Here is a 26,833-nt window from a genome sequence, read left to right as displayed (position 1 = left end):
GTGATCACTCGCTTGTTGTCCACCGAAACAAAAATGGATGCGTTGATCGTCTTCTTGTACTTCGGCTTTCCATTGACCATTTGGTAGATCCTCGAATCAGATACTTGATGAAGTCCTGAACGTTTCTTGACAACCCATCATCTCGCCGTCCGGGCAGAAGGTCGGTTCGAACACGTCGAACGTCCGCTGGTGCAACATCTGAGGAAGCGCCAGAGGTGGACGATCACCGGCTTCGCCGCGTGAGTCCGCCTACGGCGCCAATAGGTCAGCTTCGCGCTACCGCATCGGTACCTGGACGATCCTCGTCGACTCCGGTCGCGGCACCGGGGTCGTCAGGGTCAGCCGTAAGCCAAAGCAACCCGCGCCCCTGCTGGCTCACGAGACGGATCGCGATGGAGTAACGAGTTCCCGGTCGATCGAAAGCCATCTGCTTAGCCCAATGATCCACCACGGCGAAGGTCTGCTCATCGATGTCAAACACTTCCCAGCCGTCCTCATCATGGACGAGAAAGACCCTGTAGTCCTGGCGGTCAGCCTCCCACTGGGTGTCTCGCTCGTCAACGAGCCGAGCATCGATTCGATCAGTCATTAATCCTCCTCCGGCGGGCAGACGCCAGACGCGTCACCCCTTGCCCGCTAATAGCTACTTTGCGCCACAACGGCTACATGTGACAGACAGCAGCCAATACGAGAGCCCTCCTCCCGTTTCCGGCGCTGCCCGCACGCCCACTGTCTCGAGGCAGGGCGCAACTCCGGCATGCCCGCCCGACAAACGGCGTCGATCGGTTCCCGCGCCGTCTCAACCGTGCAACCGGCGAACGAGGGATCGCTGCGCACAGGTCCCACGCGCCGCTACATGACGAGTCCGACCGCCTCTTTGAGGTCGGTCACGTACTGCTCAGGTTTCTCCCATGCAGCGAAGTGGCCTCCGGAGGTGTGTTCGTGGAACGCTCGCACGTCGAAGAGTCTCTCTGCGAATGCCCGTGGTGCGTTGACCAGGTCGGCGGGAAAGATCGACAGCACTGTGGGTGTCGCCGTGTCGGTCTTCTCGTTGGGCGGCGGCACCAGCAGTGCGTAAGGTCCGAACGAGGTGCCGATGGTGCCGGTGAACCAGTAGGCGGAGACCCACGTGAGTGCCTCGTCGTCGGTGAAGACGGTCGAGATGTCATCGTCGTGGTCGGTCCAGGACCACAACTTCTCGCCGATCCAGGCCAGCAGTCCGGATGGTGAGTCGCCGAGAGCGACCGCGAGGGTGGCCGGTTTCGTCGAGTGCTCGTGACTGTAGCCACCTTCGGCGTTCTGCCAGCTTTGGCGTCGCTCAGCATAGGCCCGTTCTTCGTCGCTGACGTCATCGGGGATCTCGCCGGCCAGGTGGGCCTGGGAGACGTCGGTCAGGTGGGCGGCGGCGACGGCCGCGCCGTGACGCCGGAGGAGTGCTTCGGCGACGTCAGAGCCGATGTCGCCGGCGCTCACGATGTACCGCTCATAGCCGAGCCGCGTCATAGCTGCGGCGATGACATCGGCCATGTCGACCGCCGACATTCCCCGGGCAGAAGAGGGCGCGCTGAAGGGGTAGCCGGGCAACGCCGGGACCACCACGGTGTACTCCTCCAGCAGGGGCAGCACTCGTTCGAATCGCAGGATCGAGTCAGGCCATCCGTGAAGAAGCAGAACGACGGGCGCTTCCGCCGCGGCACGCTGGTGGACGACTCGCAGAGGAGTCGGTCCGTCGACCAGCTCCCACGGAAGCGAGAGAATGCGCTCTTCGTGTGCACGCCAGTCGTAGCCCGTTCTCCATCGCTCAAGGAGCCTGTTCAGCCAATCGCGGTCGATACCGTAGCCGGACGTGAGAGGGGCGGGAAGATCGACCCGGCGCAGACGATCGAGGCGTTCGCGGAGATCGGCGAGTGCTGCCTCGGAGACCGGGGGCGGAGCCGCGCTTGTGTTGCTCTGCATGCCTCGAGGCTATAACCGCGTCACCCAGCAGGAAAGGCTGTGACGGTGTCGGCGGCGCTGAATCCGGAACGGTTTCGGCGTCCGTCGGACTCTGGCGAGGCGGGCTACCCTGGTCGGGTGCCGACTTCGCCGCTCACGAACCTGTCGCCGTCTGCCCGCCGGATGCTGACCGTGGGATGCATCGTGTTGATCGCCGTGTTCAGCTTCGCGACTCTGTGGTCGGTGTCCGCGTGGATCATCGTCGGCGCCGAGGCGCAGGTGTACTTCCCGGGGCGAGGGGGAAACACGTCCGTCGACGTGTGGAAGGCCGCGCCGCTCTACGGCGCGCTGGCCGTCTGCTCGGGCTGGGGCCTGCGCGCGCTGCTCAAGAGCCGTCGCTCGAGCACGGACGAGCGATGACCGCCCGTCACCAGTCGTCCGCGAAGCACTGCGCCCGAGCGCGCCCGTACTCGGCAAGGGTGTGGAATGCCTCCTTGGGCTCCCAGGGCATGCCCGGGTACGCGGTTCCGGTCCGGCCGTCCGGCAGAACCTTGACGATGCCGAAGCTGCCGCGGTCGAAGTCCTTCTCGGGGTCGTCGGAGGCGGGCAGATGCCGGGATGCGAACGTGTAGACGAACGCGGAATCGACGCCGCCCGCGTCGTAGAGGTCGAGCAGTTCGCGCAGGTATCCGGCCTGCTCGGCCTCGTCGCGCTCGACGGACTCGGTGAGCCGGACCGCGCGCGCAGTGGCCTCGTCGTATCCGATGATGCCCCCGCGGCTGCCACGCTCCGCAGCTCCGGTGAAGGTCGTGCAGCCGAACTCGGTGACGGCGGCCGGCATGCCCTGCGACGTGAGGGCCGAGATGGTCGCGGGCAGCGCGTCGGCGTTGCTCGCGTCGCGATAGCCCCCGTCGGTCGCGATGAAGTCGAACAGCGTCCAGTCGACCGATTCGAAGGGGAGCGAGGCATACCCGATGAGTCCGCCGAACCGCTCGCGCGCCTCCGCGGCGGCGCGGGCGAGCAGCGCCCGCGTGCGCTGCTGCACCTGAGGGAGCAGGTCGCGCAGCGTCGCCGGATCCGCGAGTGAGGCCGCGCGCTCGGTGAGGGACTCTCCCGGCAGCAGACCGGTGGTCATGATGCTGATCTCCGAGCCGGTGAGGAAACGGATGCGGGCGCCCTCGAGTCGGATCCGCTCCGCCCGCCCGGCGGCGTCGCGCAGGAACTCGAGCAGTTCACCGGGGGTCAGGTCGTTGGTGAACGGGCAGTACCAGACCTCCAGGCCGGCGGCCGCCGCGTGCCGGGCTGCGACCTCGAGCCGGTCCGCAACGCCACCGGTGATGCGAACCGCATCCGCCCGCAGCTCCGTGCGGATGATCCGCATCTCCTCGGCGACGACGTCGGAATCGAACGGTTCGTGGGTGGTGGTCCCGCCGTTGCGGAAGCCGGTGTCATAGGTGACTCCCCATGCGCGCATGGTCTCTCCTCTGTTGGGTACGCTTCGTACCCTATCGCACCCAGAGTACGATGCGTACCGTGACGATGAAGCGACGGCGAGGCGAAGAACTCGAGCGAGCGATCCTGCAGGCGGCCGCCGAGCAGCTGTCGTCGTCCGGCTACGCCGGAATGACGATGGACAGCGTCGCTCGTCGCGCAGGCACGAACAAGAACGCCATCTACCGCCGATGGCCGCAGCGCGTCGACCTGGCCGTCGATGCGTATGCGCGCCTCGCCGACGCGGCGGACACGACGGTGCCCGACGGCAGCCTCCGCGACGGCGCTCTCGAGTTGCTGCGTCGCGCCAACGCCACCTGGTCCTCACCGCACGGTGCGATCCTCCGCGACCTGTTCGCAGCTGCCTCCGACGACCCCGCGCTCCTGGCGCGGCTGCGCCGTCACGCCGCTGCCGGCTCCGTGACCGACACCTGGCTCCAGCTTCTCGAGCGGGCAGGAGACGCGGACGCGGGAGCCGTGCATCCGCGTGTCGCCGCCCTCCCCATGACTCTCCTGCGGGGCGAATACGCGCTGCGCGGCGTGCCCGGCGTGCCGGACGAGGTGCTGGTCGAGATCGTCGACGAGATCTTCCTTCCGCTGGTCCGTGGTCGCAGAGCGGTGTCGGACCAGCCCGGCACCTCCGTCACACCCTGAGGGTCGCGCTCACCAGGGGAGCCAGCCGCGGTCGCCGATCACGACCTCGCGGTGCCCGCTGATCGAGCCGATGATCAGCCGCCCCTTCGACTCCGGTCCGTCGGCCATGATCACCACCCGTCCGCCCGGCGTCTGCGCCACGACGTCGCGCGCCGACGGGCTCGCCCCCTCGAGACTCCAGAGCAGGTCGCTCTCGGGGCCGCGCGCCTCGAGAGCGGACGGACGACAGCACAGGGTGTGCAGCGTGAACCCGTGCTCCTCGCCGGCCGGCCGGCCGGTCACGGGCTCGATGACCAGCGACTCGTCGTCGTAGCGGAACACGCGCTCGAGGTCGGCGTCATCGGTGAACTCGTCATCGTAGCCGTCGTCGACCCCCTGGCCGTCGCGGTCGACGTAGCGCTGCACGATCTCGCCCGGTATGCCGGGGGCGGCTGTGCCGAGGTCGTCGACGACCTGCAGGTTCCCCTCCGTGGCGGTCATGGCGATGCGTCCCGTGCGCGCATCGAGTGCGAACCAGGTCGCCGCGCGGGTCGGGTCGTCCATGCGGATGAACGCTCCTCGCTCGTCGACGGCCACGGCGTCGACGCCCACCGGGATGTCATGGTCTTTGGGAAGCCGCTGATCCCAGATCAGCTCGCCCGTGCCGAGATCGATCGCGGCGACGCGCTCGTGCTCGCTGATGCGCAGGAACGCTCTCTCGTCGTAGGTCACGACGGCGACCTCACGTCCGTCGAGCGTGCCCGTCGCGACCATGGGCGGGACGCTCGCCCATGTCTCCACGGCCACATGCCAGTACACGCGCCCTGCCACGGTGAGCATCGTGGCGGCGACGACGACGAAGGCCAGGGCACCGGCGATTGCCTTGATGCGAGGCGAACCGGGCCACTTCGGGGGAAGCGGTGGTGTCGATCCGCTCGAGCCGCTGTCCGATTCGCGCACGGGCGCGTCATCGGCGGGGGAGTGGATGCTCTCCGCGGAGGCCTGTCGCGGCGGTCCGAACGCGGCGACCGCTGCTCTGCGGATGCCGGCGGTCACGGGCTGCAGTGCGAGCAGCGCCGCGCCGAGAGCCGCGAGGTGCCAGGCGAAATCGACGGCATCGGGATCGAGGTCCCCGCCGCCCGCGCCGACGAGCCAGACGCGCGCGAGAGAGCCGACGCCGACGCCCACGAGCGGCACGGCGATCCCGCGCAGCGCGATCCAGGCCCAGAAGGCTCCGCGAGCGCGCGCCGTGCGGAAATCGAGCACGAACAGCAGCGCGTTCACGGGGAAGGCGATCATCGAGATCGCGAGCGAGCCGTCGAAATCGTCGAGCCCGTGCACATCGAACAGGGTGAAGTACCAGCCGGACAGACCCTGCACCGCGCAGACCACGCCGATCACGACCCACCGCGCCGCGCTCCACGCCCGCAGCCTTGTCGCCGATGCCGTCACCCGCTCGGACTCCATGCATCCCCCTCGCCTGCGCGTGCACCGCCGGATCGGTCGGCGTCGCGCTCAGCCATATTCTGCCGCACTCGCTGCGCACTGCCGCCCGCCGCACCGAGCCCGCAGGGCGAGCGAGCTAGCGGTCCGTGGCGAGCTCGACCGGCTGACGCAGCACGGTGCGCAGCCTCTCGGGCGCGACCTTCCGGAAGTCGCTGAAGTAGATCTCGTGGTGCTTTCCGCTCACGCGGAAGCCCTGCTGCGGAATGAACTCCTCGTGCATCCGCTCCAGGAGCGGGCCCTCGTCATCGAAGGAGCCGAGGTGCAGCGTCTGCACGCAGCGCCCTTCCGCGAGAGTCTGCAGGCGGACGTCGTCCAGGCGCAGGGGCCGCGTCTTGGCAGCCACCTGCGCGAGCGCGCTGCGGAACAGCGCGTCATCGATCCAATCGGGCGCCATCAGCATCAGTGTCCAGAGCCAGCTCGACTTGTCGCGAGTGACGGTGAAGGCGTCCATGTCCTCCGCCCACCACAGCCCCTCCAGCGGAGGGACGACGTAGTCGCGCCCGAGCTCCCGTCTGCTGGCGAACTTGAGCTTGTACGCGACGGGGTAGAGCGACTCCAGCGCCTGCGTGTATGCGGGCGAGGTGTTCGGGTCGCCGTGTCCGTCGATCATGAGGTACTGCATCTCGGGCACGTCGACGATCCGGAACCGTCCGCGCGTCGCTCGATAGCTGTCGTGGGTCTTCTTGAAGTCGATCTTGTCCGTCATCGGCATACGGGCTCATTCTGAGAGCCACGACCTCCCGCACTCAGGCTAGTCGGGCACTGCCGCCCCGCGCCCGGGCGACCACGATCCCGCGCTGCGAATCGGGGAACCGCTCCAGCATCGCCCGCAGCTCGGTGGCATCGACATCGGCGCCGAACGCCTCCGCCCCCGGCTCGAGCATGATCCCGGATGCCAGCTCACCCGCCACGACCGGATCGAAGCCCAGATCGTCGACGAGGTCGGCGACGATCGCCACGTCGTCGGGGTCGTCGCCGGCTATCGCGATGGCCTTGCGCCCGGCCGCGCCGGAGGGGCGCGCCTCGTCCTCGACGTCGTGGTACCCCATGTGCCCGAGCGCCTTCACCACCCGCGCGCCGACGAGGTGCCGCTGCACGAGCTCGCTCGTCGAGCTGCGCGGGTCGTCGAGCTCGGGACGGATGCCGTCGGCGCCCCACCAGTAGTTCATCGCGTCGATGACGAGCAGACCGCGCATCCGATCGGCGGGCAGGCTGCGGAAGCTGCTCAGCGGCAGGGCGAGGATCACGGCGTCGGCTGCGGCGAGCACCGCGTCGACGGAGGCCGCCGACGCGCCCACCGCGGCCATCGCCCGCGCGATGCGGGCCGGATCACCGGATGCGGCCACCCGCACGTCGTACCCCGCAGCGGAGCTGAGCTTCGCGAGCAGGGTGCCCAGCCGGCCGGCGCCGATGATGCCCAGGGTGCGGATGCGCGATGCCATGCCGCCATCGTATGACCGTGCGCCGAAGGTCGAGCGGCATCCGTCGCTCACTCACCCCCGTCGCCCGGGCGAGCGCTTCTGAACCGGAACCGCAAGACGAGCCCGGCCGCCACGCAGGCCAGCGCGAGCAGCCCGAGAGCCGTCCACAGCGCACCCTCGATCCCGGTCGTCGCCAGGTCACCGTCGGCACCGTCGTCCACACCGCCGTCATCCGCGCCGCCGTCGTCCGGGTCCCCGGGCGCGGTTCCCGGTGCGATGACCTGCAACGGTGTCCGGGCCAGCTCGGCGTCGCCGTCGTCGGTCGCGACCAGCGTGTGAGCCCCGACCGCCGTGGCCGCGGGAACGCGAATCGTCACGGTCGCGGACCCGTCGGCTCCCACCGTCACGGTGCCCACGCGCACCGGACCCGAGTGCAGCCAGAGCTGCACGCTCTGAGACGGGGCGAATCCGCTGAGGCCGACCTCCACCTCGCCGCCCGCGACGGCCTGCGCGGGGGAGAGGGTGAGCTGCGCGGTCTGCGGTGCGCAGTCGTCCGTGCACGGTGCGGGCTCCTGCGTCGCCGAGCCGTCGCCGAGGTCGGCCACGAACGACGCGACCCAGGCGAGTGCGGAGTTCCAGTTGATGGTGATCTCGTTCACCGCCCATGCCTCGATGTTGTCGACGTAGCACGCCTGCGGTGCGCAGCCGGCGAGCCAGATGGAGGAGATCGGGTCCTGCAGATCGGAGTTCGGGCCACCGGCGACGGATCCGACGGGCGGGTTCGGCAGCGCCGGATCGAGCGAGTGGGCGTACCACCGGCTGTGCTGGTCGTGGGCGTCGTTCTCGCCCCAGCCCGTGATGTACGACTGCCCGAGCACGTTGCGGCCCATCAGATAGTCGTAGCCCTCCACGACGGCACGGGCGTACCCGGGTCGGCCGGTGAGGTCATAGGCGGTGGCGATCACGACCTGGTTGTTGAGGATCGACGAGTTCGACCCCCACACGTACCGGCCGTCGTCGGGCGAGTAGGGCTGCCCGAAGGGCTCGTCGTCCTGCCGGGCGACGAGATCGTCGGCTGCCTCGACGACGGATCGCCGGATGCGCGAGATGTCCTCGAGGTCGTCCGCGAAGCGGGCGAGCTGCATGCGGCCCAGTGCCGCCACGCTTCCCCAGTAGAACCCCTCCGGGGCGAAGACGTCCGCACGGTGCAGCGGGCTCTTCTCGAGGTCCTCCGCGAAACGGGTGCCGTGGGTGGTCAGGTACAACTCGGCCGCCGCCCAGTAGAACTCGTCGGTCACATCGTCGTCGGCGTACGCGCCGCCGCCGTTCTCTCCGTCCTCGCGGGGAGCGAGCAGGGCGGGATGGGCGAGTGCGGCGTCATACGCCCGCTGCGCGGCCGTCAGCAGCCGTGCCGAGTACGCGCCGTCGAACTCGGCGAACACCCGCGAGCCCTGCGCGGCGACCGCGGCGAGGTTGAGCGTGGCGGCTGTCGACGGGCGATGCAGCTGGCGCGGCTTCGAGTCGGCGCTCGGGAGCAGGGGAAGGCCCGTCCAGCTCTCGTCCTGCACCTTGTGGTGCGCCATGCCTGCCAGCGGCCGCCCCTGCGGCACCTGCATCTTCAGCAGGAAGTCCAGACTCCACCGTGCTTCGTCGAGGATGTCCGGAACCGCGTTGCCGCGCTCGGGCACCGCGAGAGTCGAATCGCCCAGCTCCTGCTCGGTTCCCGCCTGCTGCGCCCGTTCCCACGCCGACAGCAGCTGGGAGGTGGCGATCCCGCCGTTGACGACGTACTTCCCGTGATCGCCGGCGTCGTACCAGCCGCCGGTGACGTCGAGGGCGTAGTCGCAGGTCCAGTCGTCCATGTACGGCTGCGGGGCCTGGCATCCCACCTCCCGATCGCCCTGGTTCGGAGCGATGCCGAGGTGACCGGCCGGGCGCGCGTACTGCTCGCCGGCGATCGCGCCGTCGATCGCGATGCCGGACCTGTTCGTGTAGAAGAACCGCAGGGAGTCCGAGCGCAGCGCCTGGAAGACGTCGTCGCCGATCCGGAACGGGCTGCTGGAGCGACCGTCCACCTCGAGCGTGTACGCGTCGCCGGATCGGGTGACCTCCGAGAAGTCGACGGTGTGCACCGCGGCTCCCGCCGAATCGTCGAAGCCCGCCGGAGTGGTGCTTCCCGACGCGACGCGCTCGCCGTCGTGCAGCAGCTGCCAGGGGAGCGGCTCGGACGCCTCCGTCACGACCGTGGCGTTCTTCGGTCCGTGCGTGAGATAGCCGACCTGGTTCACCTTGACGGAGGAGCCGGTGTCGGCGACGTAGTCGTAAGCGGTCCCGCGCAGTGAGACGTTGTCGAAGCACACGGTGTGCGCGGTGCTCGCGCCGCCGACGCGGAACTGCACGGCCGACATCACGACAGCGTCGGTGAAGGTCGTCTCGAAGGCGAAGGAGTGGTGGCTCGGTGCGGTCCCCAGGGTGAAGGTCTTCGCGAGGAAGGTCGTGTTCTCGGGATTGTAGAAGGGCGCCACCTGCACGCCGCTGGTCACGGGGATGCTCGCTCGCGCGTCGAAGCTGAGGGTGAAGCGGGTGGAGCCGGGGAGGTACACGCTGTTCTGCCCGACCAGCAGGTCCCAGAGGTTCGCCGAGGAGCGCGGATCCACGCACAGCTCGCCCGAGGAGATGTCGAGCTTCATCCCGCCGTTCGCCCACCACGGCTTATGCGTGGAATCGAACGACGTGTTCGCGAGCAGCTCATCGGGACCGGCCGGTTCGGGCTCGGCCTCGGGCGTCACGAGGGACACGTCGTCGATGCAGATCGTCGTGGCGGCGTTGCCGCCCAGGCGGAACTGGATGCTCGATTCCGTATTCGCGCTTCCCTCCGACGGCGTGAAGGGGAGCTCGAAGCTCCGTCGCTGCGTGTCGAGGGCGGCGTCCATGCGACCGTAGGTGATCAGCGACGGGTTGCTCTTGGGCTGGACCTGCGCCCGGATGGTCGCGGTCGTGGTGCTCCAGGCGTCGAAGCGGAGGACGTAGGGGGTCTCATCGGCGATGTCCAGCCCGTGCTGGCCGACGATCGCCTCCCACTGCTGGAGGCCTGCGGGAACGGTCGAGCAGTACGCGCCCTCGCCCGTCGAGAAGGAGAAGTTCCCGGTGTTCCACCAGGGTTCGTGACCGGTTTCGAAGCCGCCGTTGACGACGAGGTCCCGGTCGGCGGCCGTGGCGGCGGGAGGGACGGCGAGCGCCGCCATGGCGACGACGGCGACGGAGATGATCGCGCTGAGCGTTCTCCACGGGTTCATGTAAGCCCCTTTGCTTGCATCGGACGAGCAGAGAGCGCTCTCTCTGCTCGGGGTGGATCCTTCTCGGATCCCGTTGTCGGATTGTCGGGTCGGTCTTGCGGGATATCGGAAGTGGAGGGTGCGCCTGTCAGGCGCTGTCCCGGAGCACGAGCTCCGCGGGCATGATCAGGTGCTCGGGAACGGCGTCGTCGCCGTCGATGAGACGCAGGAGCGTGTCGGCGAGCTGGCGGCCGAACTCGACCGACGGCTGCCGCACGGTGGTGAGGGCGGGATCGGAGGCGGACGCCGCCTCGGTGTCGCCGAAGCCGACGACGGAGACGTCTCCGGGAACCGGGACCCCGGCTTCGGCGAGCACGCGGAGCACCTCGAGCGCCATGCGGTCGTTCGCGACGAAGAGGCCGTCCACGTCGGGGTGATCCGAGATCAGCCGCCGCGTGGCCTCGGCTGCCGATTCGGGCGTGAAGTCAGCGGTCACGATGCGCGGCTCGGCGAGGCCGGCGTCGTGCGCGCCCTGCAGGAAGCCGTCCAGTCGATCGCGCCCGACGGCCATGTCCAGCGGTCCCGTGATGGTCGCCAGGCGCCGCCGGCCCTGCCGCGCCAGGTGCGCGCCGGCGAGCGCCGCACCGCCGCGATTGTCGGTGTCGACGTAGTGGTGCCGATGCCTCTCGTCGCCGAGCGGCCGGCCGCCGAACACCGTGGGAGCGGTCGCGTCGAGGTCGGCGAGCGACTCGTCGCCCGTGTGGTGCGCGAGCACGATCGTGCCGTCCACGGTGCCCGAGCGGAGGAAGCGCTCGACCTTCGCGCGCGGTTCGCGCACGGTCACCAGGAGGTTCAGCACGAAGTCGCTCTCGTCCAGACGTGCGACGATGCCGTCGACGACCGAGACGAAGAAGGGGTCGCGGAAGAACTTGGTGGTGCTCTCGGGCACGACCAGCGCCACCGCGTTGGCCGTGCGGCGTGCCAGAGCGCGAGCCGAGTGGTTGGGCACGTACTTCAGCCTGTCGATGGCCGCGTTCACGATCTCGGTCATCTCGGCGTTCACCGTCGACTGGCCATTGACCACGCGGCTCACCGTCGCGCGGGAGACGCCCGCCTCCCTGGCGACCATCTCCAGCGTCGGGCGCACCGTATCCGTCATCGTCCCAGTATAGAGAGAGCGCTCTCCTGCGGTGCGAGGGCGGACGCGACCGATCGCCGCGCGATGATGTCGGCAAGCAGGTGGCCGCTGCTCTTGACCGTGCGGCGCTGGGTCGGGTAGTCGACGTGCACGATGCCGAAGCGCTTGTCGTACCCCCAGGCCCATTCGTAGTTGTCCATCAGTGACCAGTAGAAGTACCCGTCGACGGGGGCGCCCCGGTCCACCGCGTCGAGCACCGCATGCAGGTGCGCGCCGAGGAAGGCCGCGCGCTCGGGATCATCGACCGAGCCGTCGTCGCCGACCTCGTCGTCGTACGCCGCCCCGTTCTCCGTCACGTAAAGGCGTGTGGCGGAGTCCTGCAGGTACTCCTCGTGCACGCGCAGGAGGATCTCGGTGAGCCCGTCGGGCTCGACCTCCCAGCCCATCGCCGTCACCGCTCGTCCGCTGGAGTGCGTGTACGCGGCGGGCACCGCGGGGTAGGGGCTTCCGGTCGTCCGGGTCGTCGGTGCGCGCATGCCGAACGGCTGCGGCGGGGGCGTGGTCCCGACCACCTCGCGGTGGTAGTAGTTCACGCCGAGGAAGTCGATGGGCTGGGAGATGACCTCGAGGTCGCCGTCCCGGATGATCCGGTCGAACCCGAGGTGCGCCACGTCGGCCAGCAGATCCTGCGGGTAGGCGCCGCGCAGCAGCGGATCGAGGAAGATGCGGTTGAACTGCCCGTCGATGCGCCGTGCCGCGTCGAGGTCGGCCTCGCTGGTCGGATCGGCAGCCCGGATCGCACCGAGGTTGAGCGTGATGCCGAGCTGCAGGTCCGCATCGCGTCGGCGCAGCTCGCGCACGACCGTTCCGTGGGCCAGCAGCAGGTGATGGGCCGCAGCCAACCCGGCCGCCGGCTCCCGGCGGCCCGGCGCGTGCTGGCCGCCCACATAGCCGAGGAAGGCGCTGCACCACGGCTCGTTGAACGTCGTCCAGTCGGTGACGCGATCGCCGAGTGCGTCGTGGACCGACAGCGCGAATTCCGTGTAGCGCTCCACGGTGTCACGCGATGCCCACCCTCCGCGCTCCTCGAGCGCCTGGGGCAGGTCCCAGTGATACAGGGTGAGCCAGGGGCGGATGCCGGCATCGAGCAGCTCGTCGACCAGGCGCGAGTAGAAGTCCAGGCCCGCCGCGTTCACGGCTCCGCCGTCCGGGCGCACCCGCGCCCAGGATGTCGAGAAGCGGTACGACTGCAGACCCAGCTCCTTCATCAGGGCGACGTCTTCGCGATAGCGGTGATAGTGGTCGCAGGCCACCGCGCCGGTCTCGCCGGCGGCGGTCGCACCCGGGATCGCGCTGAACGCGTCCCAGATCGACGCCGTGCGGCCGTCCTCTGCCGCGGCTCCCTCGATCTGGTAGGCCGCCGCGGCGGCGCCGAGGAGGAACCGGTCTGGAAGGACGCGCTCGCCCGCAGCATCCCTGTGGTCGGTGAGGTCGGTCATCCCTTGACTGCTCCCTGCATGATTCCGGCCACGAGCTGACGGCCGAGCACCCCGAACAGGATGAGCAGCGGCACCGTGGCGATGAGTGCTCCGGCGAGCACGATCGAGTAGTCGACGAAGTAGTTGGCCTGCAGCAGCGACAGCGCCACGGGGAGTGTCGGGTTCTGCCTGTCGAGGACGATGAACGGCCAGAAGAAGTTCGTCCAGGTCGAGATGAAGGTGAACAGTGCGAGCATCGCGGCCGCCGGTCGGGCGGCGGGCACCCCGACGTGCCAGAACGTGCGCAGCATGCTGGCGCCGTCCACGCGGGCCGCCTCGATGAGCTCATCCGGAAGGGACTGGCCGAGATACTGGGTCATCCAGAAGACGCCGAACGCCGAGGTCATGGCCGGCACGATGACCGCTCCGAGCGTTCCCGTCCAGCCGAACTGCGCCATCACGATGTACAGCGGCACGACGCCGAGCTGCGTGGGCACCGCCATCGTGGCGATCGTGAACACCAGCAGTCCTCGAGATCCGCGGAACCGCAGTTTCGCGAAGGCATACCCCGCCAGCGTCGAGAACAGCACCACGGATGCCGAGACCACCGTCGACACGAGCACGCTGTTCCACAGCGCCTTCCAGAAGTTCACGGCGGGGTTGCTGATCACCGCGATCGCGTTGTCGATGAAGTTGCCGCCGGGGATCAGCGAGATGCCGGCGCTGTTCGCCGACGAGGAGTCGCCGCTGCCGATGAGAAAGGACCAGTAGAAGGGGAAGGCGGATGCGAGCAGCACCGCACCGAGCATCCCGTAGACGATCCACCCGGGCCTGGCGGCGGGCGAGTGCGCCCGCCGGCGGGTGCGCGACTGTGCGAGGGCCATCAGCGGCCTCCCTTGTCAGAGGTCGCGATCCTGCTCGTGACCGCGAGGTTGATGAGGCCGATCACGACGATCAGCAGGAACAGGATCCAGGCGATGGCCGCGGCCCGGCCGAAGTCGAAGGTGCCCCAGCCGACGTTGTAGAGGTACAGCGCCAGGGTCAGCCACTGGCCGTCCGGTCCGCCGGCCCCGTTGTGGTCGTACATGCGCGGCTCGTCGAAGATCTGCAGGCCGCCGATCGTGGAGGTGATCACGACGAAGATCAGCGTGGGCCGCAGCTGCGGAACGGTGATGGAGAGGAACTGCCGCAGCGGACCGGCCCCGTCGATGGCGGCGGCTTCGTACAGGTCGCGCGGAATGGCCTGCATCGCGGCGAGGAGGATGAGGGTGTTGTACCCCGTCCAGCGGAAGTTGATCATGGTGGCGATCGCGATGTGGCTCCAGAACGGGTCCTTGTGCCAGGCGATCGGGGGGATGCCGATGCCCTGCAGCATCGTGTTCACCAGCCCGTACTGATCGGCGAACATGTTGCCGAAGATGAGCGCGACGGCCACGGGCGCCACGATGTAGGGAAGCAGCACGCCCATGCGCCAGAAGGTCTTCGCGCGGATGTTGCGATCCAGCAGGGCGGCGATCACGACGGCGCCGGCGAGCTGCGGGATCGTGGAGAGCAGGAAGATGCTCATGGTGTTGCGCAGCGCTACCCAGAAGGTGCGATCCGCAAGGACCTCCGCGAAGTTGCCGATGCCGATGAACTCGCCGCTGCTGCGCACGATGTCCCATTCGTGCAGGGCGATGAAGCCGGTGTAGGCCAGCGGGAAGAGCCCGGTGATACCGAAGACGATGAAGAACGGCGCGATGTAGGCGTACGGGGAGTAGCGCACGTCCCAGCGGGCGAGGGTGCTGCGCAGCTCGGTGCGTCTTCCCGTGCGGGATGCAGGTCTGGTGGTCATGATCCTTCTTCGTGTGCGGGGATCGCCGACGGCGGTGAGGCGGGGAGAGGCGTCGGGTGCGCCTCTCCCCGCGGGGGTCAGCCGAGGTTCGCGATCTCGTCGACGAACTGGTCCCAGGACGCGTCAGCGCTCTGGGTCCCGTCCTCGACGCGGGTGATCGCCTTGTGGATCGCGTCGTTGATGGCGAAGTAGTTCTCGCCCTTGTAGGGGGACACGGTCACGGCCTCGGCGCGGTCGGAGAAGAGCGCACCGACCGGAGCGTCGTTGAAGTACGGGTTCTTCCAGTCGGTCAGCTCGGGGCTGTCGTACGTGGAGGGCTGACTCGGGAAGGTGCCGGCCTGCTCGAACGCCTGGAGCTGCACCTCGGGCGAGGTGAGCCATGCGGCGAGGTCCTTGGCGGCGTCGACGTGCGCGCCGTTGGCGGGCACGGTCAGGTAGGAGCCGCCCCAGTTGCCCCCTCCGCCGGGGAAGACCCCGGCGACATCCCAGGTCGTGACCTCCGGGGCGTTGCCCTCGATGGTGCCCAGCATCCAGCCCGGGCAGAGCATGGTCGCGAACGCGCCGTTCGCGATCCCCGCCCGCCAGTCGTCTCCCCACTGGCCGAGCTTGGCCGACATCGTGGAGCCGGCCTCGAGCGCCTGGTCGAAAGCAGCCCGGACCTCGGGGTTGTCCGCTGCGGTGATGGCGCCCGACTTCGGATCCTCGTACGCGGCCTCGATCTGGTTGACCATGGACTGGTACGGACCGCCGGCGGTGTCGAACCAGGCCTTTCCGGTGGCGTCGACATACTGCTGACCGACCTCGAAGTAGCGGTTCCAGTCGCCTTCGAGCAGGGCGGCGACCTCGTCGCGGTCGGTGGGGAGCCCCGCGGCCTCGAAGAGATCCGAGCGGTAGCACACGGCCTGCGGCCCGATGTCGGTGCCGTACCCGATCAGGCGACCGTCCTCGTCCGTGGCGGCATCCGTCTTCCACGACAGCCAGCGGTCGGCGAGGTCGGGGTCGGAGAGGTCGGACAGCAGATCGGAGTACTTCAGTGCTTCGGGCAGCCAGTCGATCTCGACGGCTTCGATGTCCGCGAGACCGTTCTTGCCGAGCTTGTTGAAGAAGTTGGTGCGGGCGTCGCCGGTCGTCGCCGCCCGGTTGTGCACGATCGTGACGTTCGGGTGCTCGGCCTCGTACTCGTCGAAGAGCGCGTCGGTGTATCCGAAGTCGTTGAAGGTGGCGACGGTGAGCGTGATCTTCTCGCCGTCGTCGCTCGCCGCCGGGGCCGAGCATCCTGCGAGGCCGACGGCCCCGAGGACGCCCAGCGCGAGGAACGCGAGGGGCTTGCTGTTTCTCATCGAGGACACGGGTCCACTCCTTTGTGTGCGGTGCTGAGGACTCAGCGGGCTCTCGCGGGTCAGAGAGCGCTCTCTCAGTTATAGAGCATGACTTCCTCGCGCGTCAAGAGAGCGCTCTCTGGGAATGTCGCCACGGTCTTGCAGCGGGATGATGCGCCTTCAACCGGCCCGGTGCAACCCTGTCGCCCGAAAGCCGGGCGGCGGGTAGAACGGAAGAGACGAGCGGGAGGTTGCCATGCCGGAGATCGAGCGCCCGGGGGCGCAGAGCTGGGTTCCGTCGGCCGGCGGCGTGCGCGCGCTGCGCCGCGCGGCCGACGCGTGCCGCGGGTGCGAGTTGTGGCGCGATGCCACGCAGGTGGTGTTCTCTGACGGGCCCGCCTCGGCGCGGATCATGCTCGTGGGCGAGCAGCCGGGGGATCACGAGGACGTCGAAGGGCGGCCGTTCATCGGACCGGCGGGGAGGCTGCTCTCGGAAGCGCTGGATGCCGCGGGCATCGAGCGCTCGAAGGTCTATCTCACGAACGCCGTCAAGCACTTCCGCTTCGAGAGGCGCGGCAAGCGGCGGATCCACGAGAAGCCCGCCGTCGGGCACATCGACGCATGCCGGCCCTGGCTCGACGCCGAGCTCGGCGCCGTGCGCCCCGATGTCGTGGTGGCGCTCGGCGCCACGGCCGCACGCGCGCTGCTGCGGCGCACCGTCCGGATCGGCGAGGTGCGCGGCACCGTGATGGAGGCGGCCGATCCCGCAGGCACGGCACTGGTGGTCACCGTGCACCCCTCGAGCCTGCTGCGTCTACGGGGTCGGCCCGAGCGCGAGACGGCGTTCCGGGCACTGGTCGCCGACCTGCAGCGCGCCGGCGAGGTCGTCGCCTGAGACGGACGGCGACCTCGCCGACGTGGCGTCAGTGGTCGCGCAGCATCCGGATCAGTTCGTCCTTGCGCTTGTCCGAATAGCCCTCCAGCCCCAGCTCCTTGGCCCGCTGGCGCAGTTCGTCGACGGTGCGGTCCTCGTAGTCCTCGGCCGAGCCGCCCCGTTCGCCCACCTTCGACCGGCCGTCGCGCGCGGCGGCGTTCGAGATGCGGGCGGCCTTCTCCTTCGACGCACCGTCGTCACGGAGTTTCTCGTACAGCTCCTCGTCCTTGAGCTCAGGCTGGTCCGGCATGCTGCCTCCTCGACTCGTCGGGTGCCGCGTTCAGCGGCGAGGCCGACGCTACGCAGGCCTCCACGGGACCGTAACGGCCTTGACAGACGATGCGCCCGCGCCTAGCCCCTGGGGCTCCACGTCGACTCGGTGACGTGCGGCGGACGGGACGCCGCGTCGTACACCCGGACCCAGGCCACGTCGACGACGACGACGGCGAAGCCCACGTCCAGAGCGCGCGAACCGGGGAAGCGCTCGCAGTACGTCTCGCCGAGGCGCCAGCGCTCCTCGTCGCGGGCTATCCGCGCTCGTCCCTCGAACTGCACGGTCGTCTCCGCGCCCGTGACGGTCACCGCCACGCGGGGACGCTCCGCGATGTTCGCCACCTTGCGGGAGTCGTCCGCGGCGTCGAACACGAGCGTCCCGTCGTCGGTGGCGGTCAGGCCGACGTACGCCGCCTGCGGTTCGGCGTCCGCTCCGACGGTCGCGACGACGCCGGCGCCGCACACCCGCACGAAGTGGGCGACACCGGCACGATCGGCGGCGTCGATGCTCATGCTCCGACGTTACGCTCGTCCGCACGCCGACGCGAGTGCCGTGCGATCACGTGCCCGGCCGGGCGCGCTCCCACGCCTCGACCTCGCCCGCGACGACGTGGAACAGCGGATGCGGTGCCGGCGACTCCCGCCGCCACCGCTCCGCGTCAGTGGGACTGCGCTGCTCGAGCTTCGCACCGAGGTGCGCCCACTCGAGATCGAGCTGCCCCGTGGTGACGGCCAGGCTCGCGTCGGGTCGGGCCGGCGCCAGGATCCGGTTGCGATCGAAGCGGTACCCGCGGGCGTCCGCCTCGTCGGCGATCCCGGAGAGGTACGCGCCGACCAGGCGCACGGGCTCGGCACCCGCACGGAACCTCTCCAGCTGCGGATGCCGCTGGTAGCCGCGGGTGCGGCCGGCCAGCACGGCCTGTGCGAGCAGCGCCTCCCGCCAGCACGCGATCAGAGCCGCCCGATCGAGCTGGTGCGGATGCACGGACCAGAGCCTCACGCGCGGTCGTCGCCCCCGAGTGCCGCCGCCGGCCGGGCATCCTGAGGCTCGGTGGCGACAGGCTCGGCGGCGCGACGGCTGAGCGCGGAGGGCCACCAGATGGCCCGGCCGAGATCGTAGCCGAGGGCGGGCACGAGCAGCGAGCGCACGACGAAGGTGTCCAGCAGCACGCCGAACGCGACGATGAAGGCGATCTGCACGAGGAAGAGGATCGGGATGACCGACAGCGCCGCGAAGGTCGCCGCGAGCACCAGGCCGGCCGAGGTGATGACGCCTCCGGTCACAGCCAGGCCGCGCTGGATCCCCTGGCGGGTGCCGTGCAGCCTCGCCTCTTCGCGCACGCGTGTCATGAGGAAGATGTTGTAGTCGATGCCCAGCGCCACCAGGAACACGAAACCGAACAGCGGGACGGCGGGGTCGGCTCCGGGGAACCGGAACACGCCGTTGAACAGCAGCGCCGCGACGCCCATCGCCGATCCGAAGGACAGCACGGTCGTGAGGATCAGCAGCACCGGCGCCAGCACGGCGCGCAGCAGGAGCATGAGGATCAGCAGGATCACGCCGAGGATCACCGGGATGATCAGGTTGCGGTCGTGGATCGATGCGGTGTTCGTGTCGACGGCTGTCGCCGTGACTCCGCCGACCAGAGCGTCGGTGTCGGACAGCGCCTCACGCAGCCGTTCGACGGTGCTCTCGGCATCCGCCGAGTCGGCGGCGTCGGTGAGCGTGCCCTGCAGCAGCACGCGTCCGTCGGCGACCGTGGGCTCTGGAGCGGGGGTTGCGGGCGGGCCGAACGCGGTGATGCCGTCCTCGGTGACCGGCGCGCTTCCCGACGGGGCATCGGAGGCCGTCACCGAGACGCTGTCGACGCCCTCGTCCGCGAGCAGCACGTCGGCCGCATCCTGCAGCCGGTTCTCGTCGGTCAGCACGTAGACAGGGCTTCCCGAGCCACCGGGGAAGTGGTCGCCGAGGATGATCTGCCCGTCCCGGGCCTCGGAGGCGCCGAGCACGAGGTCGGACTGCGGCACTCCGCGTGCGTCGAGCTGCGTGACGCCGATCGCCGCGACAGCCAGCACGATGGCCGTCGAGATCCAGATGAGACGCGGGCGACGGCTGATGCCGCGCGCCAGTCGCGGCCAGAGGCCGCCTCCCTCCAGGGGATCGGTCTCGGTGCTCCGCTGCGCCTGGAACAGCGGGCGCTTCGGCCAGAAGGCCGCCCGGCCCACCAGTCCGAGCAGGGCGGGCAGCAGCGTCAGCGCGGCGAGCATGGCGAAGACGATGCCGATCGCCGCCACGGGGCCCAGCGTGCTGTTCGACTTGAGGTCGCTGAGCAGCAGGCACAGCAGCCCCGCGATCACCGTGCCGCCCGAGGCGAGGATCGGCTCGAACGATCCCCTCCACGCCGCGCGGACGGCCTGCCAGCGGTCCTCGACGGCGTGCAGCTCCTCGCGGAAGCGCGCCACGAGCAGCAGCGAGTAGTCCGTCGCCGCGCCGATGACGAGGATGAACAGGATGCCCTGGGTCTGACCGCTCAGCAGCAGGATGTCGAGCTTCGCCGCCCACCAGACGACCAGCAGCGCGACGCAGAGCGCGAACAGACTGGTGCTGAGCACGATCACGGGCAGCAGCAGCGAACGGTAGACGATCACCAGGATGACGAGCACGGCCAGCAGGGCGACGAGCAGCAGGATGCCGTCGATGCCCGCGAAGCCGGCCACGAGATCCGCGGTGAATCCCGCCGGTCCCGTGATGTGCACGCTGACGCCGGCGGGCGCGGCGTCGCGCAGATCGCCCGAGAGCGCAGAGGTCACGTCGCCGATGTCCGCGTCCGCATCGATCGGCACGAACGCCTGTGCGGCGAGCCCGTCTTCGGAGACCAGCACCGGGGAGGACTCGCCCGTGACGCCCTCGGCCGTCACGGCGTCGTCGAGTGCGGCGGTGAGCTCGTCCTTCAGCGCGTCGTCGATGCTCGTGTCCGACTCGAAGACGACCACCGCGGGAAGGGAGTCCGATCCGAGGAAGTCCCCAAGCGCGTTCTGCACCTCGGTGGCTGCGGCGGAATCCGGCAGGTAGGCGGTGCGGTCGTTGGACGAGACTTCGTCCACCCGGCCGAACAGCGGGCCGCCGAGTCCGGCGCCGGTGAGCCATACCAGGATGATCGCTGCGGAGATCAGGGCTCGCAGCACTCGGCGAGGGCCTCGTCGGGAGGCTCTCAACTCGGCCCTCGTGGTCATGCGGCTCCCTCGTGTGCACGTCTGCGCGGATCTCTCGTGGTCCGCCCCGACCTTGCAACGCTACACGGAAGGCCTGTGACGGCCGAGACGTGCGCTGGGCGCTTAGAGTGTCGTCATGGAGAGAAAGCTCGTGATCGCGGGATCGGCTCCTGTGCCCCGGGGCAATCGGGTGGAGATCGCGCAGGCGCGCGCGGACGGCGAGGTCGTCGCCGTGCACGACCTCGACCGGGGCATCCTCCGTACACTGCGCGAGCTGCCCCGGGACCACGTGGATCTCTGGCGTGCGACCGTGCGCGACTGCGCGATCGTCGAGACCGCCCGCGGTGTGCGGACGACGCTCACCGTCATCGCTGTCGATGCCGCGGGCTCGGCGGCGGACGCTCTCAGCGAGGCCGACGCCGCCGCCGCGGCGGCGAAGGCCGAGTCAGACCGCTGGGGCGGCTCGGATCGGCCTCCCGCGGAGACGACCGAGCGGTTCTGGTGAGGGCCTGACCGGCTGAGCGCACGGGCTCAGCGGAAATCCCGGGACCGGTGCGCCAGGCCGGTGCGCAGATCCTCGAAGGCGTCCGCCAGAACGTTGGCGACGCCCTCGGAGGAGCGCTCCAGGATGCCGCGCACGATGAGCGCAGGGGAGTCGCGAGCGATCCGTCGATAGCGGCCCCACACACCCGCCGAGCAGATCACGTTCACCAGCCCGTGCTCGTCCTCGAGATTGAGGAAGGTGATGCCGCTCGCCGTCGCCGGGCGCTGACGGTGGGTGACGACGCCGGCGACCTCGATGCGCCGACCCGATTCGTGGGTGCGCAGCCGTGCCGAGGTCAGCACCCCGCGCTCGGTGAGCGCCTCGCGCAGGTGCGTCATCGGATGATCGTCCGTGGAGACCCCGGTGGCCCACAGATCGGCGGCCAGACGCTCGTAGCCGGTCTGATCGGGGAACAGCGGCGGCTGCACGGCGACAGCGGTCCCCGGCAGGAAGCGCGCCCGATCCTCGGCCGCGGACCCGGCCAGCCAGATGGCCTCGCGCCGGCTGAACCCCAGGCACTCGAACGCCCCTGCGGTGGCCAGGGCCTCGAGCTGCGCTGTCGTGGCATCCGTGCGCCGCACCAGATCGTGAAGGTCCCGGAACGGTCCCTGCTCCTCGCGGGCGGCGACGATCCGCTCGGCCAGCTTCTCGCCGATCCCGCGGATGCCCGAAAGACCCAGGCGCACGGCGAAGCGGCCGTCGCGGCGGTGAGCGGCGGACTCGTCGGCAGCGCTGCGGTCGAAGACCCCCGCCGGCGGCTGCGGGAGCGCGACGCAGGAGTCCCGTCCGGTGGGGCCCGCATCGCCGCCCGCCGGATCGGCCTCGATCCGCTCCAGGCCGTCCAGGACCTCCGACGCATGCAGATCGGGGCGCAGCACGCGCACACCGTGGTGGCGCGCATCGGCGGTCAGCGATGACGCCGAGTAGAACCCCATCGGCTGCGAGCGGAGCAGACCGGCGAGGAACGCCGCCGGATAGTGCAGCTTCACCCAGCTGCTGGCGTACACCAGCAGTGCGAACGACAGGGAGTGGGATTCCGCGAAGCCGAAGTTCGAGAACGCCTGGATCTGGGCGTAGATGCGATCGGAGGTCTCCTGGCTCAGTCCCTTCTCCCGCATGCCCGCGTACAGCGACTCCCGGATCTTCTCGATCTTCTCGAGGCCGCGCTTGGAGCCCATCGCCCGGCGCAGCAGGTCGGCTTCATCGGCGGTGCAGTTGCCGAGCACGGTCGCCATCTGAATCAGCTGCTCCTGGAACACAGGAATGCCCAGGGTGCGCTCCAGCACCTCCCGCAGAGCGGGATGCGCATAGGGGATCCGCAGGGGCGCCAGCCCGGGTTCGCCCCGCTCGGCCCGCTCCCGGTTGATCTTCTCGATGCGGTCCTTCTCCAGCTTGCGCTTGACGAAGGGATGCACGGCCCCGCCCTGGATGGGACCCGGCCGGATCAGCGCGATCTGGATGGCCAGATCGTAGAACTCCCGTGGCTGCAGGCGCGGCAGCAGACCCATCTGCGCCCGGGACTCCACCTGGAACACACCGATGGAGTCGGCCCGGCAGAGCATGTCGTACACCGCCGGCTCCTCCTTCGGGATCGACTGGAGCGTCCAGTGCTCACCGGTCGCCGCGGCGATCAGGTCGAAGCAGTGCCGCAGCGCGGACAGCATGCCCAGGCCCAGCAGATCGAACTTCACCAGCCCCATCCAGGCGGCGTCGTCCTTGTCCCACTGGATGACGGTGCGGTTCTCCATCCGGGCGTGCTCCACCGGCACGACCTCGCCCACCGGCTGAGCGGTGAGCACCATCCCTCCGGAGTGGATGCCCAGGTGCCGGGGCGCCTTCAGCAGCTCACCGGCGTAGGCGAGCACGTCGGCGGGGATGTCGTTTCCCTCCGACGCCTCGATGCCCGCGCTCCATCCGTCGACCTGCCTGGACCAGGCGTCCTGCTGGCCGGGGGCGTGCCCGAGCGCCCTGGCCATGTCGCGCACCGCGTTCTTCGGCCGGTACTGGATGACGTTCGCCACCTGCGCTGCCCGCTCGCGCCCGTACTTCCGGTACACCCACTGGATGATCTCCTCGCGACGACTGGAGTCGAAGTCCACATCGATGTCGGGCTCCTCGCTCCGGGTGGTGGCGAGGAACCGTTCGAAGGGAAGCCGGTACAGGATGGGGTCGACCGCGGTGATCCCCAGCAGGTAGCAGACCGCGCTCGCCGCGGCCGAGCCCCGGCCCTGGCACAGGATGCCCAGGCGCCTGGCCTCCTCGACGATGCCGTGCACGATCAGGAAGTAGCCGGGGAAGTCCTTCTCCTCGATGACGTCCAGCTCGCGCCTGATGCGGCGACGGCCCTCCTCGTCGAGCCGCGGGTACTTCTCGGGGACCGCCGCCCACACCAGGGCGCGCAGGTGACTCATCGGCGTCTCGCCCGGCGGGACCTCCTGCTGAGGAAGCGCGGGCTTGGCCCGCCGCAGGGGGAAGGCGCACTCCGCGGCGATCCGCAGCCCCGCCCCGATCGCCCCCGGGTAGCGACGGAACCGCTCGGTCATCTCCGCACCGCTGCGCAGATGCGCGCCGCCGTGCGCGGGCAGCCAGCCGTCGAGATCGTCCATGCTGCGGGTCGCCCGCACCGCGGCGATCGCCTCCGCCAGGCCCGCCTGACGGGGTGACGCGTAGTGCACGTTCCCCGTGGCGACCACCGGCAGCCGCAGGTCGGCGGCGAGCTCGGCGAGGGCATCGTTTCGCCGGGTGTCGAGCGGATCGCCGTGGTCGGTGAGCTCGACGACCACCCGGTCCTGTCCGAACAGGTCGATCAGTCGCCGCAGCGGCGTCCCGGCGTCACCCCGTTCGAGTCCGCGCCGCACGCCGCCCTTGCGGCATCCGGTCAGGATCGTCCAGCCGCCGTCGGCACTGGCCACCAGATCATCGAGGTCGTAGAGGGGGCGTCCCTTCTCCCCGCCGCGCAGCTGTGCCCGGGTGATGGCTCCGGCCAGCCGGTGATACCCCTCGACACCGTTCGCCAGCACGAGCAGATGCTCGCCGAGGGGATCCGGCGCGCCCTTGCGCGCCGCGCTCGGGCGGCCGTCGCCCGCACCGAGCGACAGCTCGGCGCCGAACACCGTCTGCACGGCGGTGAACTCGGCCGCCTCGGCGAACCGCGCCGCCCCGTAGAAGCCGTCGTGGTCGGTGATCGCGAGCGCGCTGAGTCCCAGCGTCTCGGCCTCCGCCAGGAGCTCATCCGGGGAGGAGGCGCCGTCGAGGAAGGAGTATGAGCTGTGCGCATGCAGCTCCGCATACGGCACGGCGTCCTCGGGGCGCGCGACGGCGGGACGGGATGCGGGAGGCCGGCGTCTGCTCAGCGGGCCCGGATCGTCTCGCCGCATCGGCGGCTCGGCGAGCGCCGGCTCGGTCGGCGCGCTCAGCGTGCGCTCGAGCTCCGCCCAGGGAAGGCTCGGGTTGTGCCAGCCCATCAGCGGTACCTGCCCTCGGCCCACCAGCCGTCGTCGGAGTGCAGCACCAGCCAGGCGCGATGCCGGACGTCGAGCAGCTGGAAGCGATGACCGGAACGGCTCCTGGCGGCATCCCAGCGGTGCTCGTGCACGGGCCAGGGACCCGCCCAGCCGATCACCTCGCTGTCGTCGATGAGCGCGGGAGGGCACGACAGCTCGCCGCGCTCGCCGATGCGGATCGCAGCGCCGCCGACACCGGTGACCCGCACCGGACGCAGAGGGGTGAAGACCTCGGAGGGCAGCGGATCGGGCAGGCTGCCCGGCCAGGGCTGCGCGGGGTCGCGTTCCACGATCGGCCGCTCGCCCCAGGGCGTCAGCACCTGCCGATCGGCGAGCAGGCGGCCTCCGGACATCGCGGCGGTGACGACACCCTGATGCCCGAGCAGCGTCTGCACCCGCGAGACGGCGTGGTGCAGGCGCTCGTCGGTTCCGGAGCCGAACAGTCCCGGCTGATGGTGCGCGGCGTCGTCCACCGCGACCGGGGCGATCCGCACCCCGACGATCCCGCGGAAGGCGTGCGCGGCATCGGCGTCCTCCGCCGAGGCAGAGGCCGAGGCGAGTGATTCGAGCTGCCAGCGCACCCGGTCCACGAGGTCGCCGGCGTCGAAGCAGGTGGGGTGCAGCCAGGTGCGCGAGAACACCGCGCCGTCGTCGTCGGTGAGGTCGATGCGCACCTCGGTGCACACCACCGACGCATCGGCGAGGGCGAGCAGCACGGCATCCGCGGTCTGCCGCACGGCGAAGGCGATCTGATCGGACTGCCCCAGCGGCGTCTCGAAACCGGCCTCCCTCGCCAGCTGCGGATCGGGCGGGCGCGGCGTCGGCGGACGGGAGTCGGCGCCCCTGGCCAGGGCGTGCAGCCGGGCGCCGTGCTCACCGAAGCGCTCGCGCACCGCGGTGACACCGAGGCCGGCGAACTCGCCGAGCGTGGAGATCCCGAGTCGTCGAAGCAGGTCGGCCAGCTCCGGTTCGTCGAGAACCTGCAGGGGCAGCGGGGCGAGGAACGCCGCGGCCTCGCCGGGCGGGATCACCGCCCAGCCCGGGGACTCCCCGCCTGCTCCGGCGGCCCGCGCGGCCAGCTCGGCGGTGAACATGCCGTCCGCGACACCCACCCTGGTCTCCGCGTATCCCGCCTCGCCGAGGACCGCCCGCAGCGCCTCGGCGGCTCGCTCCTCACCGCCGTGATAGCGCGAGATGCCGCGCGAGCGCAGAGCGGCCAGGCCCGGACGCAGCAGATGCACGCCGGGGGCGTGCGCCTCGATCAGCCGCAGCACCGGGAGGAACGCGCGCTCGTCCTGGGTCGTGTCGTGCGGCAGCATCCGCAGCGAGGGCATCGCGCTCTGCGCGAGCCGCCGGCGCTGTCCGACGCGCACTCCGTGCGTGCGCGCCGACTGCGTGCACGCCGTGACGACGCCGCCCTGCACGAGGGCGGTGGGCGGATGCGGCGGGGCGGTCCCCAGTGCCGCTCGCAGCGGCCAGTCCGGGAACCACAGCACGTGCATCCGCATCGCCGAGGGCTCGCCCATCACGCCACCGCCCAGCTCGGATGCGTCGGCAGCGATCCGCCGGCCACCGGCTCGCCCGGCACGGCCTCGATGCCGCCGAGGCCCCCGGGCAGCTGCACGCGCAGGCTCTGCGGACGCGGCGTCTGACGGGTCTGCGCGGTCACCGTGACCGTGCGATCCGACAGCAGGCCCCAGCCCTCGCCGAGGCCCTCCCAGTGAGGATCGTGCAGGCTGATCAGCCCCTCGCCCTGCGGCCAGGGGGAGGTGGTCAGCAGCGTGCAGCCGCGATCGCGCAGCCGGGCCGCCAGGCGTGCGGCTTCCGCATCCCGCACCGCCGAGGTGGGGTGGATCGCGATCAGCGGGACCACCTCGGCCAGCGCCGAGGCCACGGCCAGCCATCTCTCGCCAGGGGAGGGCACCAGGATCAGCCGGGACAGATCGATGCCGTGGGCCGCCGCCGCCTCCATCCCGAGCGTGGGCATGCCCACCGCAGCGCACCACCCGCCGCGTTGCGAGACCGCGCTCATGAGCGCGAAGATCAGGCTCGGAGAGGGGGAGACCGAGTACACCGCGCCGGTCTGCAGGCCGCCGCCGGGAAGCAGGTCCCGCAGCGGGGGAGGCACCGGCAGCACCGGATCCTCGCTGCGCCGGCGCTGCATCCGCCCGATCTCCCGGCGCAGGCGAAGGATGTCTCCCGCGCGCTCATCGGCGGGGGAGAGCGCCGTGATCGTTCCGATCCCCATCCATCCATCCTCGAAGAAAGATTCGAACAATTCAAGTCCACTTCGAAGAGTAGATCGCACATCCGACATCCCGGATCGCGTGTCCCGC

23 protein-coding genes are annotated in these 26,833 nt (G+C 70.2%); 4 read left to right on the top strand and 19 right to left on the bottom strand.

The annotated features are described in order from the left end of the window. Positions 1 to 265 precede the first annotated feature (265 nt). Together ACFWHT_RS09750 and ACFWHT_RS09745 are read right to left on the bottom strand one after the other, a co-directional pair. Positions 266 to 589, bottom strand: coding sequence for a hypothetical protein (locus ACFWHT_RS09750; protein ID WP_378827765.1), 324 nt, complete (start codon positions 587 to 589; stop codon positions 266 to 268). A gap of 263 nt (positions 590 to 852) precedes the next feature. Beyond that, entirely contained in the window at positions 853 to 1,956 is a 1,104-nt protein-coding gene (locus ACFWHT_RS09745) for an epoxide hydrolase family protein (RefSeq protein ID WP_378827763.1), read from the bottom strand. Between the two features lie 117 nt (positions 1,957 to 2,073). Between ACFWHT_RS09745 and ACFWHT_RS09740 the strand changes: the two genes are divergently transcribed. Next, positions 2,074 to 2,355 (top strand): hypothetical protein, encoded by a 282-nt coding sequence (locus ACFWHT_RS09740; RefSeq protein ID WP_378827761.1) that lies wholly within the window; start codon positions 2,074 to 2,076, stop codon positions 2,353 to 2,355. 7 nt (positions 2,356 to 2,362) lie between these two features. Here the strand turns inward: ACFWHT_RS09740 and ACFWHT_RS09735 are convergent, their stop codons facing one another. Further along, entirely contained in the window at positions 2,363 to 3,409 is a 1,047-nt protein-coding gene (locus ACFWHT_RS09735; protein WP_378827759.1) for a hypothetical protein, read from the bottom strand. A 65-nt stretch (positions 3,410 to 3,474) separates the two neighbouring features. Here ACFWHT_RS09735 and ACFWHT_RS09730 point away from each other — a divergent pair, with 65 nt between their 5' ends. Further along, positions 3,475 to 4,080 carry a TetR/AcrR family transcriptional regulator gene (locus ACFWHT_RS09730; protein ID WP_378827976.1) on the top strand — a complete coding sequence of 202 codons (606 nt, stop codon included), beginning with the start codon at positions 3,475 to 3,477 and terminating at the stop codon, positions 4,078 to 4,080. Between the two features lie 9 nt (positions 4,081 to 4,089). Here the strand turns inward: ACFWHT_RS09730 and ACFWHT_RS09725 are convergent, their stop codons facing one another. The 9 genes from ACFWHT_RS09725 to ACFWHT_RS09685 all read right to left on the bottom strand — a co-directional run bounded on the left by ACFWHT_RS09725 (position 4,090) and on the right by ACFWHT_RS09685 (position 16,051). Continuing rightward, complete coding sequence (locus tag ACFWHT_RS09725) at positions 4,090 to 5,526, bottom strand: hypothetical protein (protein ID WP_378827757.1); 1,437 nt, start codon at positions 5,524 to 5,526, stop codon at positions 4,090 to 4,092. Positions 5,527 to 5,641: 115 nt separating this feature from the next. Beyond that, positions 5,642 to 6,271 (bottom strand): GyrI-like domain-containing protein, encoded by a 630-nt coding sequence (locus ACFWHT_RS09720; RefSeq protein ID WP_378827755.1) that lies wholly within the window; start codon positions 6,269 to 6,271, stop codon positions 5,642 to 5,644. A gap of 40 nt (positions 6,272 to 6,311) precedes the next feature. Further along, positions 6,312 to 7,007, bottom strand: coding sequence for an NADPH-dependent F420 reductase (locus ACFWHT_RS09715; protein ID WP_378827753.1), 696 nt, complete (start codon positions 7,005 to 7,007; stop codon positions 6,312 to 6,314). A 47-nt stretch (positions 7,008 to 7,054) separates the two neighbouring features. Then, positions 7,055 to 10,282, bottom strand: a complete 3,228-nt coding sequence (locus ACFWHT_RS09710; protein ID WP_378827752.1) for a glycoside hydrolase family 9 protein — start codon at positions 10,280 to 10,282, stop codon at positions 7,055 to 7,057. A 127-nt stretch (positions 10,283 to 10,409) separates the two neighbouring features. Further along, entirely contained in the window at positions 10,410 to 11,420 is a 1,011-nt protein-coding gene (locus tag ACFWHT_RS09705; RefSeq protein WP_378827750.1) for a LacI family DNA-binding transcriptional regulator, read from the bottom strand. Continuing rightward, positions 11,417 to 12,898 (bottom strand): GH1 family beta-glucosidase, encoded by a 1,482-nt coding sequence (locus ACFWHT_RS09700; RefSeq protein WP_378827748.1) that lies wholly within the window; start codon positions 12,896 to 12,898, stop codon positions 11,417 to 11,419. Before ACFWHT_RS09700 ends, ACFWHT_RS09705 begins: the two co-directional genes overlap by 4 nt. Further along, the gene (locus ACFWHT_RS09695; RefSeq protein ID WP_378827745.1) at positions 12,895 to 13,761 is read right to left on the bottom strand and encodes a carbohydrate ABC transporter permease; all 867 of its coding nucleotides are present in this window, start codon (positions 13,759 to 13,761) and stop codon (positions 12,895 to 12,897) included. The genes ACFWHT_RS09700 and ACFWHT_RS09695 overlap by 4 nt, the downstream gene beginning before the upstream one ends. Then, a complete protein-coding gene (locus tag ACFWHT_RS09690; protein ID WP_378827743.1) occupies positions 13,761 to 14,711 on the bottom strand; it encodes a carbohydrate ABC transporter permease in 951 nt (316 codons plus the stop codon). Before ACFWHT_RS09690 ends, ACFWHT_RS09695 begins: the two co-directional genes overlap by 1 nt. Before the next feature lie 77 nt (positions 14,712 to 14,788). Beyond that, positions 14,789 to 16,051: an extracellular solute-binding protein gene (locus ACFWHT_RS09685; protein WP_378827974.1), complete on the bottom strand. Its 1,263-nt coding sequence runs from the start codon at positions 16,049 to 16,051 to the stop codon at positions 14,789 to 14,791. 235 nt (positions 16,052 to 16,286) lie between these two features. Between ACFWHT_RS09685 and ACFWHT_RS09680 the strand changes: the two genes are divergently transcribed. Beyond that, positions 16,287 to 16,925 carry a UdgX family uracil-DNA binding protein gene (locus ACFWHT_RS09680; RefSeq protein WP_378827742.1) on the top strand — a complete coding sequence of 213 codons (639 nt, stop codon included), beginning with the start codon at positions 16,287 to 16,289 and terminating at the stop codon, positions 16,923 to 16,925. 28 nt (positions 16,926 to 16,953) lie between these two features. Here the strand turns inward: ACFWHT_RS09680 and ACFWHT_RS09675 are convergent, their stop codons facing one another. The 4 genes from ACFWHT_RS09675 to ACFWHT_RS09660 all read right to left on the bottom strand — a co-directional run bounded on the left by ACFWHT_RS09675 (position 16,954) and on the right by ACFWHT_RS09660 (position 20,471). Beyond that, positions 16,954 to 17,214 carry a Rho termination factor N-terminal domain-containing protein gene (locus ACFWHT_RS09675; protein ID WP_378827741.1) on the bottom strand — a complete coding sequence of 87 codons (261 nt, stop codon included), beginning with the start codon at positions 17,212 to 17,214 and terminating at the stop codon, positions 16,954 to 16,956. 101 nt (positions 17,215 to 17,315) lie between these two features. Next, positions 17,316 to 17,750 carry a pyridoxamine 5'-phosphate oxidase family protein gene (locus ACFWHT_RS09670; RefSeq protein ID WP_378827739.1) on the bottom strand — a complete coding sequence of 145 codons (435 nt, stop codon included), beginning with the start codon at positions 17,748 to 17,750 and terminating at the stop codon, positions 17,316 to 17,318. 46 nt (positions 17,751 to 17,796) lie between these two features. Beyond that, positions 17,797 to 18,237: a pyrimidine dimer DNA glycosylase/endonuclease V gene (locus ACFWHT_RS09665; RefSeq protein ID WP_378827736.1), complete on the bottom strand. Its 441-nt coding sequence runs from the start codon at positions 18,235 to 18,237 to the stop codon at positions 17,797 to 17,799. Continuing rightward, entirely contained in the window at positions 18,234 to 20,471 is a 2,238-nt protein-coding gene (locus tag ACFWHT_RS09660) for an MMPL family transporter (RefSeq protein WP_378827734.1), read from the bottom strand. The genes ACFWHT_RS09665 and ACFWHT_RS09660 overlap by 4 nt, the downstream gene beginning before the upstream one ends. A gap of 115 nt (positions 20,472 to 20,586) precedes the next feature. On the opposite strand from ACFWHT_RS09660, the gene ACFWHT_RS09655 reads away from it, so the two are divergent. Further along, positions 20,587 to 20,955: a hypothetical protein gene (locus ACFWHT_RS09655; protein ID WP_378827733.1), complete on the top strand. Its 369-nt coding sequence runs from the start codon at positions 20,587 to 20,589 to the stop codon at positions 20,953 to 20,955. Between the two features lie 26 nt (positions 20,956 to 20,981). On the opposite strand, the gene ACFWHT_RS09650 is transcribed toward ACFWHT_RS09655, so the two are convergent. From ACFWHT_RS09650 to ACFWHT_RS09640, 3 genes are read right to left on the bottom strand one after another with little or no spacing between them, the layout of a single operon-like run. Next, on the bottom strand, positions 20,982 to 24,458 hold the full coding sequence (locus tag ACFWHT_RS09650) for an error-prone DNA polymerase (RefSeq protein ID WP_378827731.1): 3,477 nt from the start codon (positions 24,456 to 24,458) through the stop codon (positions 20,982 to 20,984). Continuing rightward, complete coding sequence (locus ACFWHT_RS09645; RefSeq protein WP_378827728.1) at positions 24,458 to 26,023, bottom strand: DNA polymerase Y family protein; 1,566 nt, start codon at positions 26,021 to 26,023, stop codon at positions 24,458 to 24,460. Before ACFWHT_RS09645 ends, ACFWHT_RS09650 begins: the two co-directional genes overlap by 1 nt. After that, positions 26,023 to 26,745: a hypothetical protein gene (locus ACFWHT_RS09640; protein WP_378827727.1), complete on the bottom strand. Its 723-nt coding sequence runs from the start codon at positions 26,743 to 26,745 to the stop codon at positions 26,023 to 26,025. The genes ACFWHT_RS09645 and ACFWHT_RS09640 overlap by 1 nt, the downstream gene beginning before the upstream one ends. Positions 26,746 to 26,833: the final 88 nt, after the last annotated feature.

It is taken from the genome of Microbacterium sp. NPDC058342 (assembly GCF_042723935.1).
GTDB lineage: Bacteria > Actinomycetota > Actinomycetes > Actinomycetales > Microbacteriaceae > Microbacterium.
Note: the sequence above shows the minus strand (reverse complement) of the source record. Positions and strands in the feature narration are given on the sequence as shown.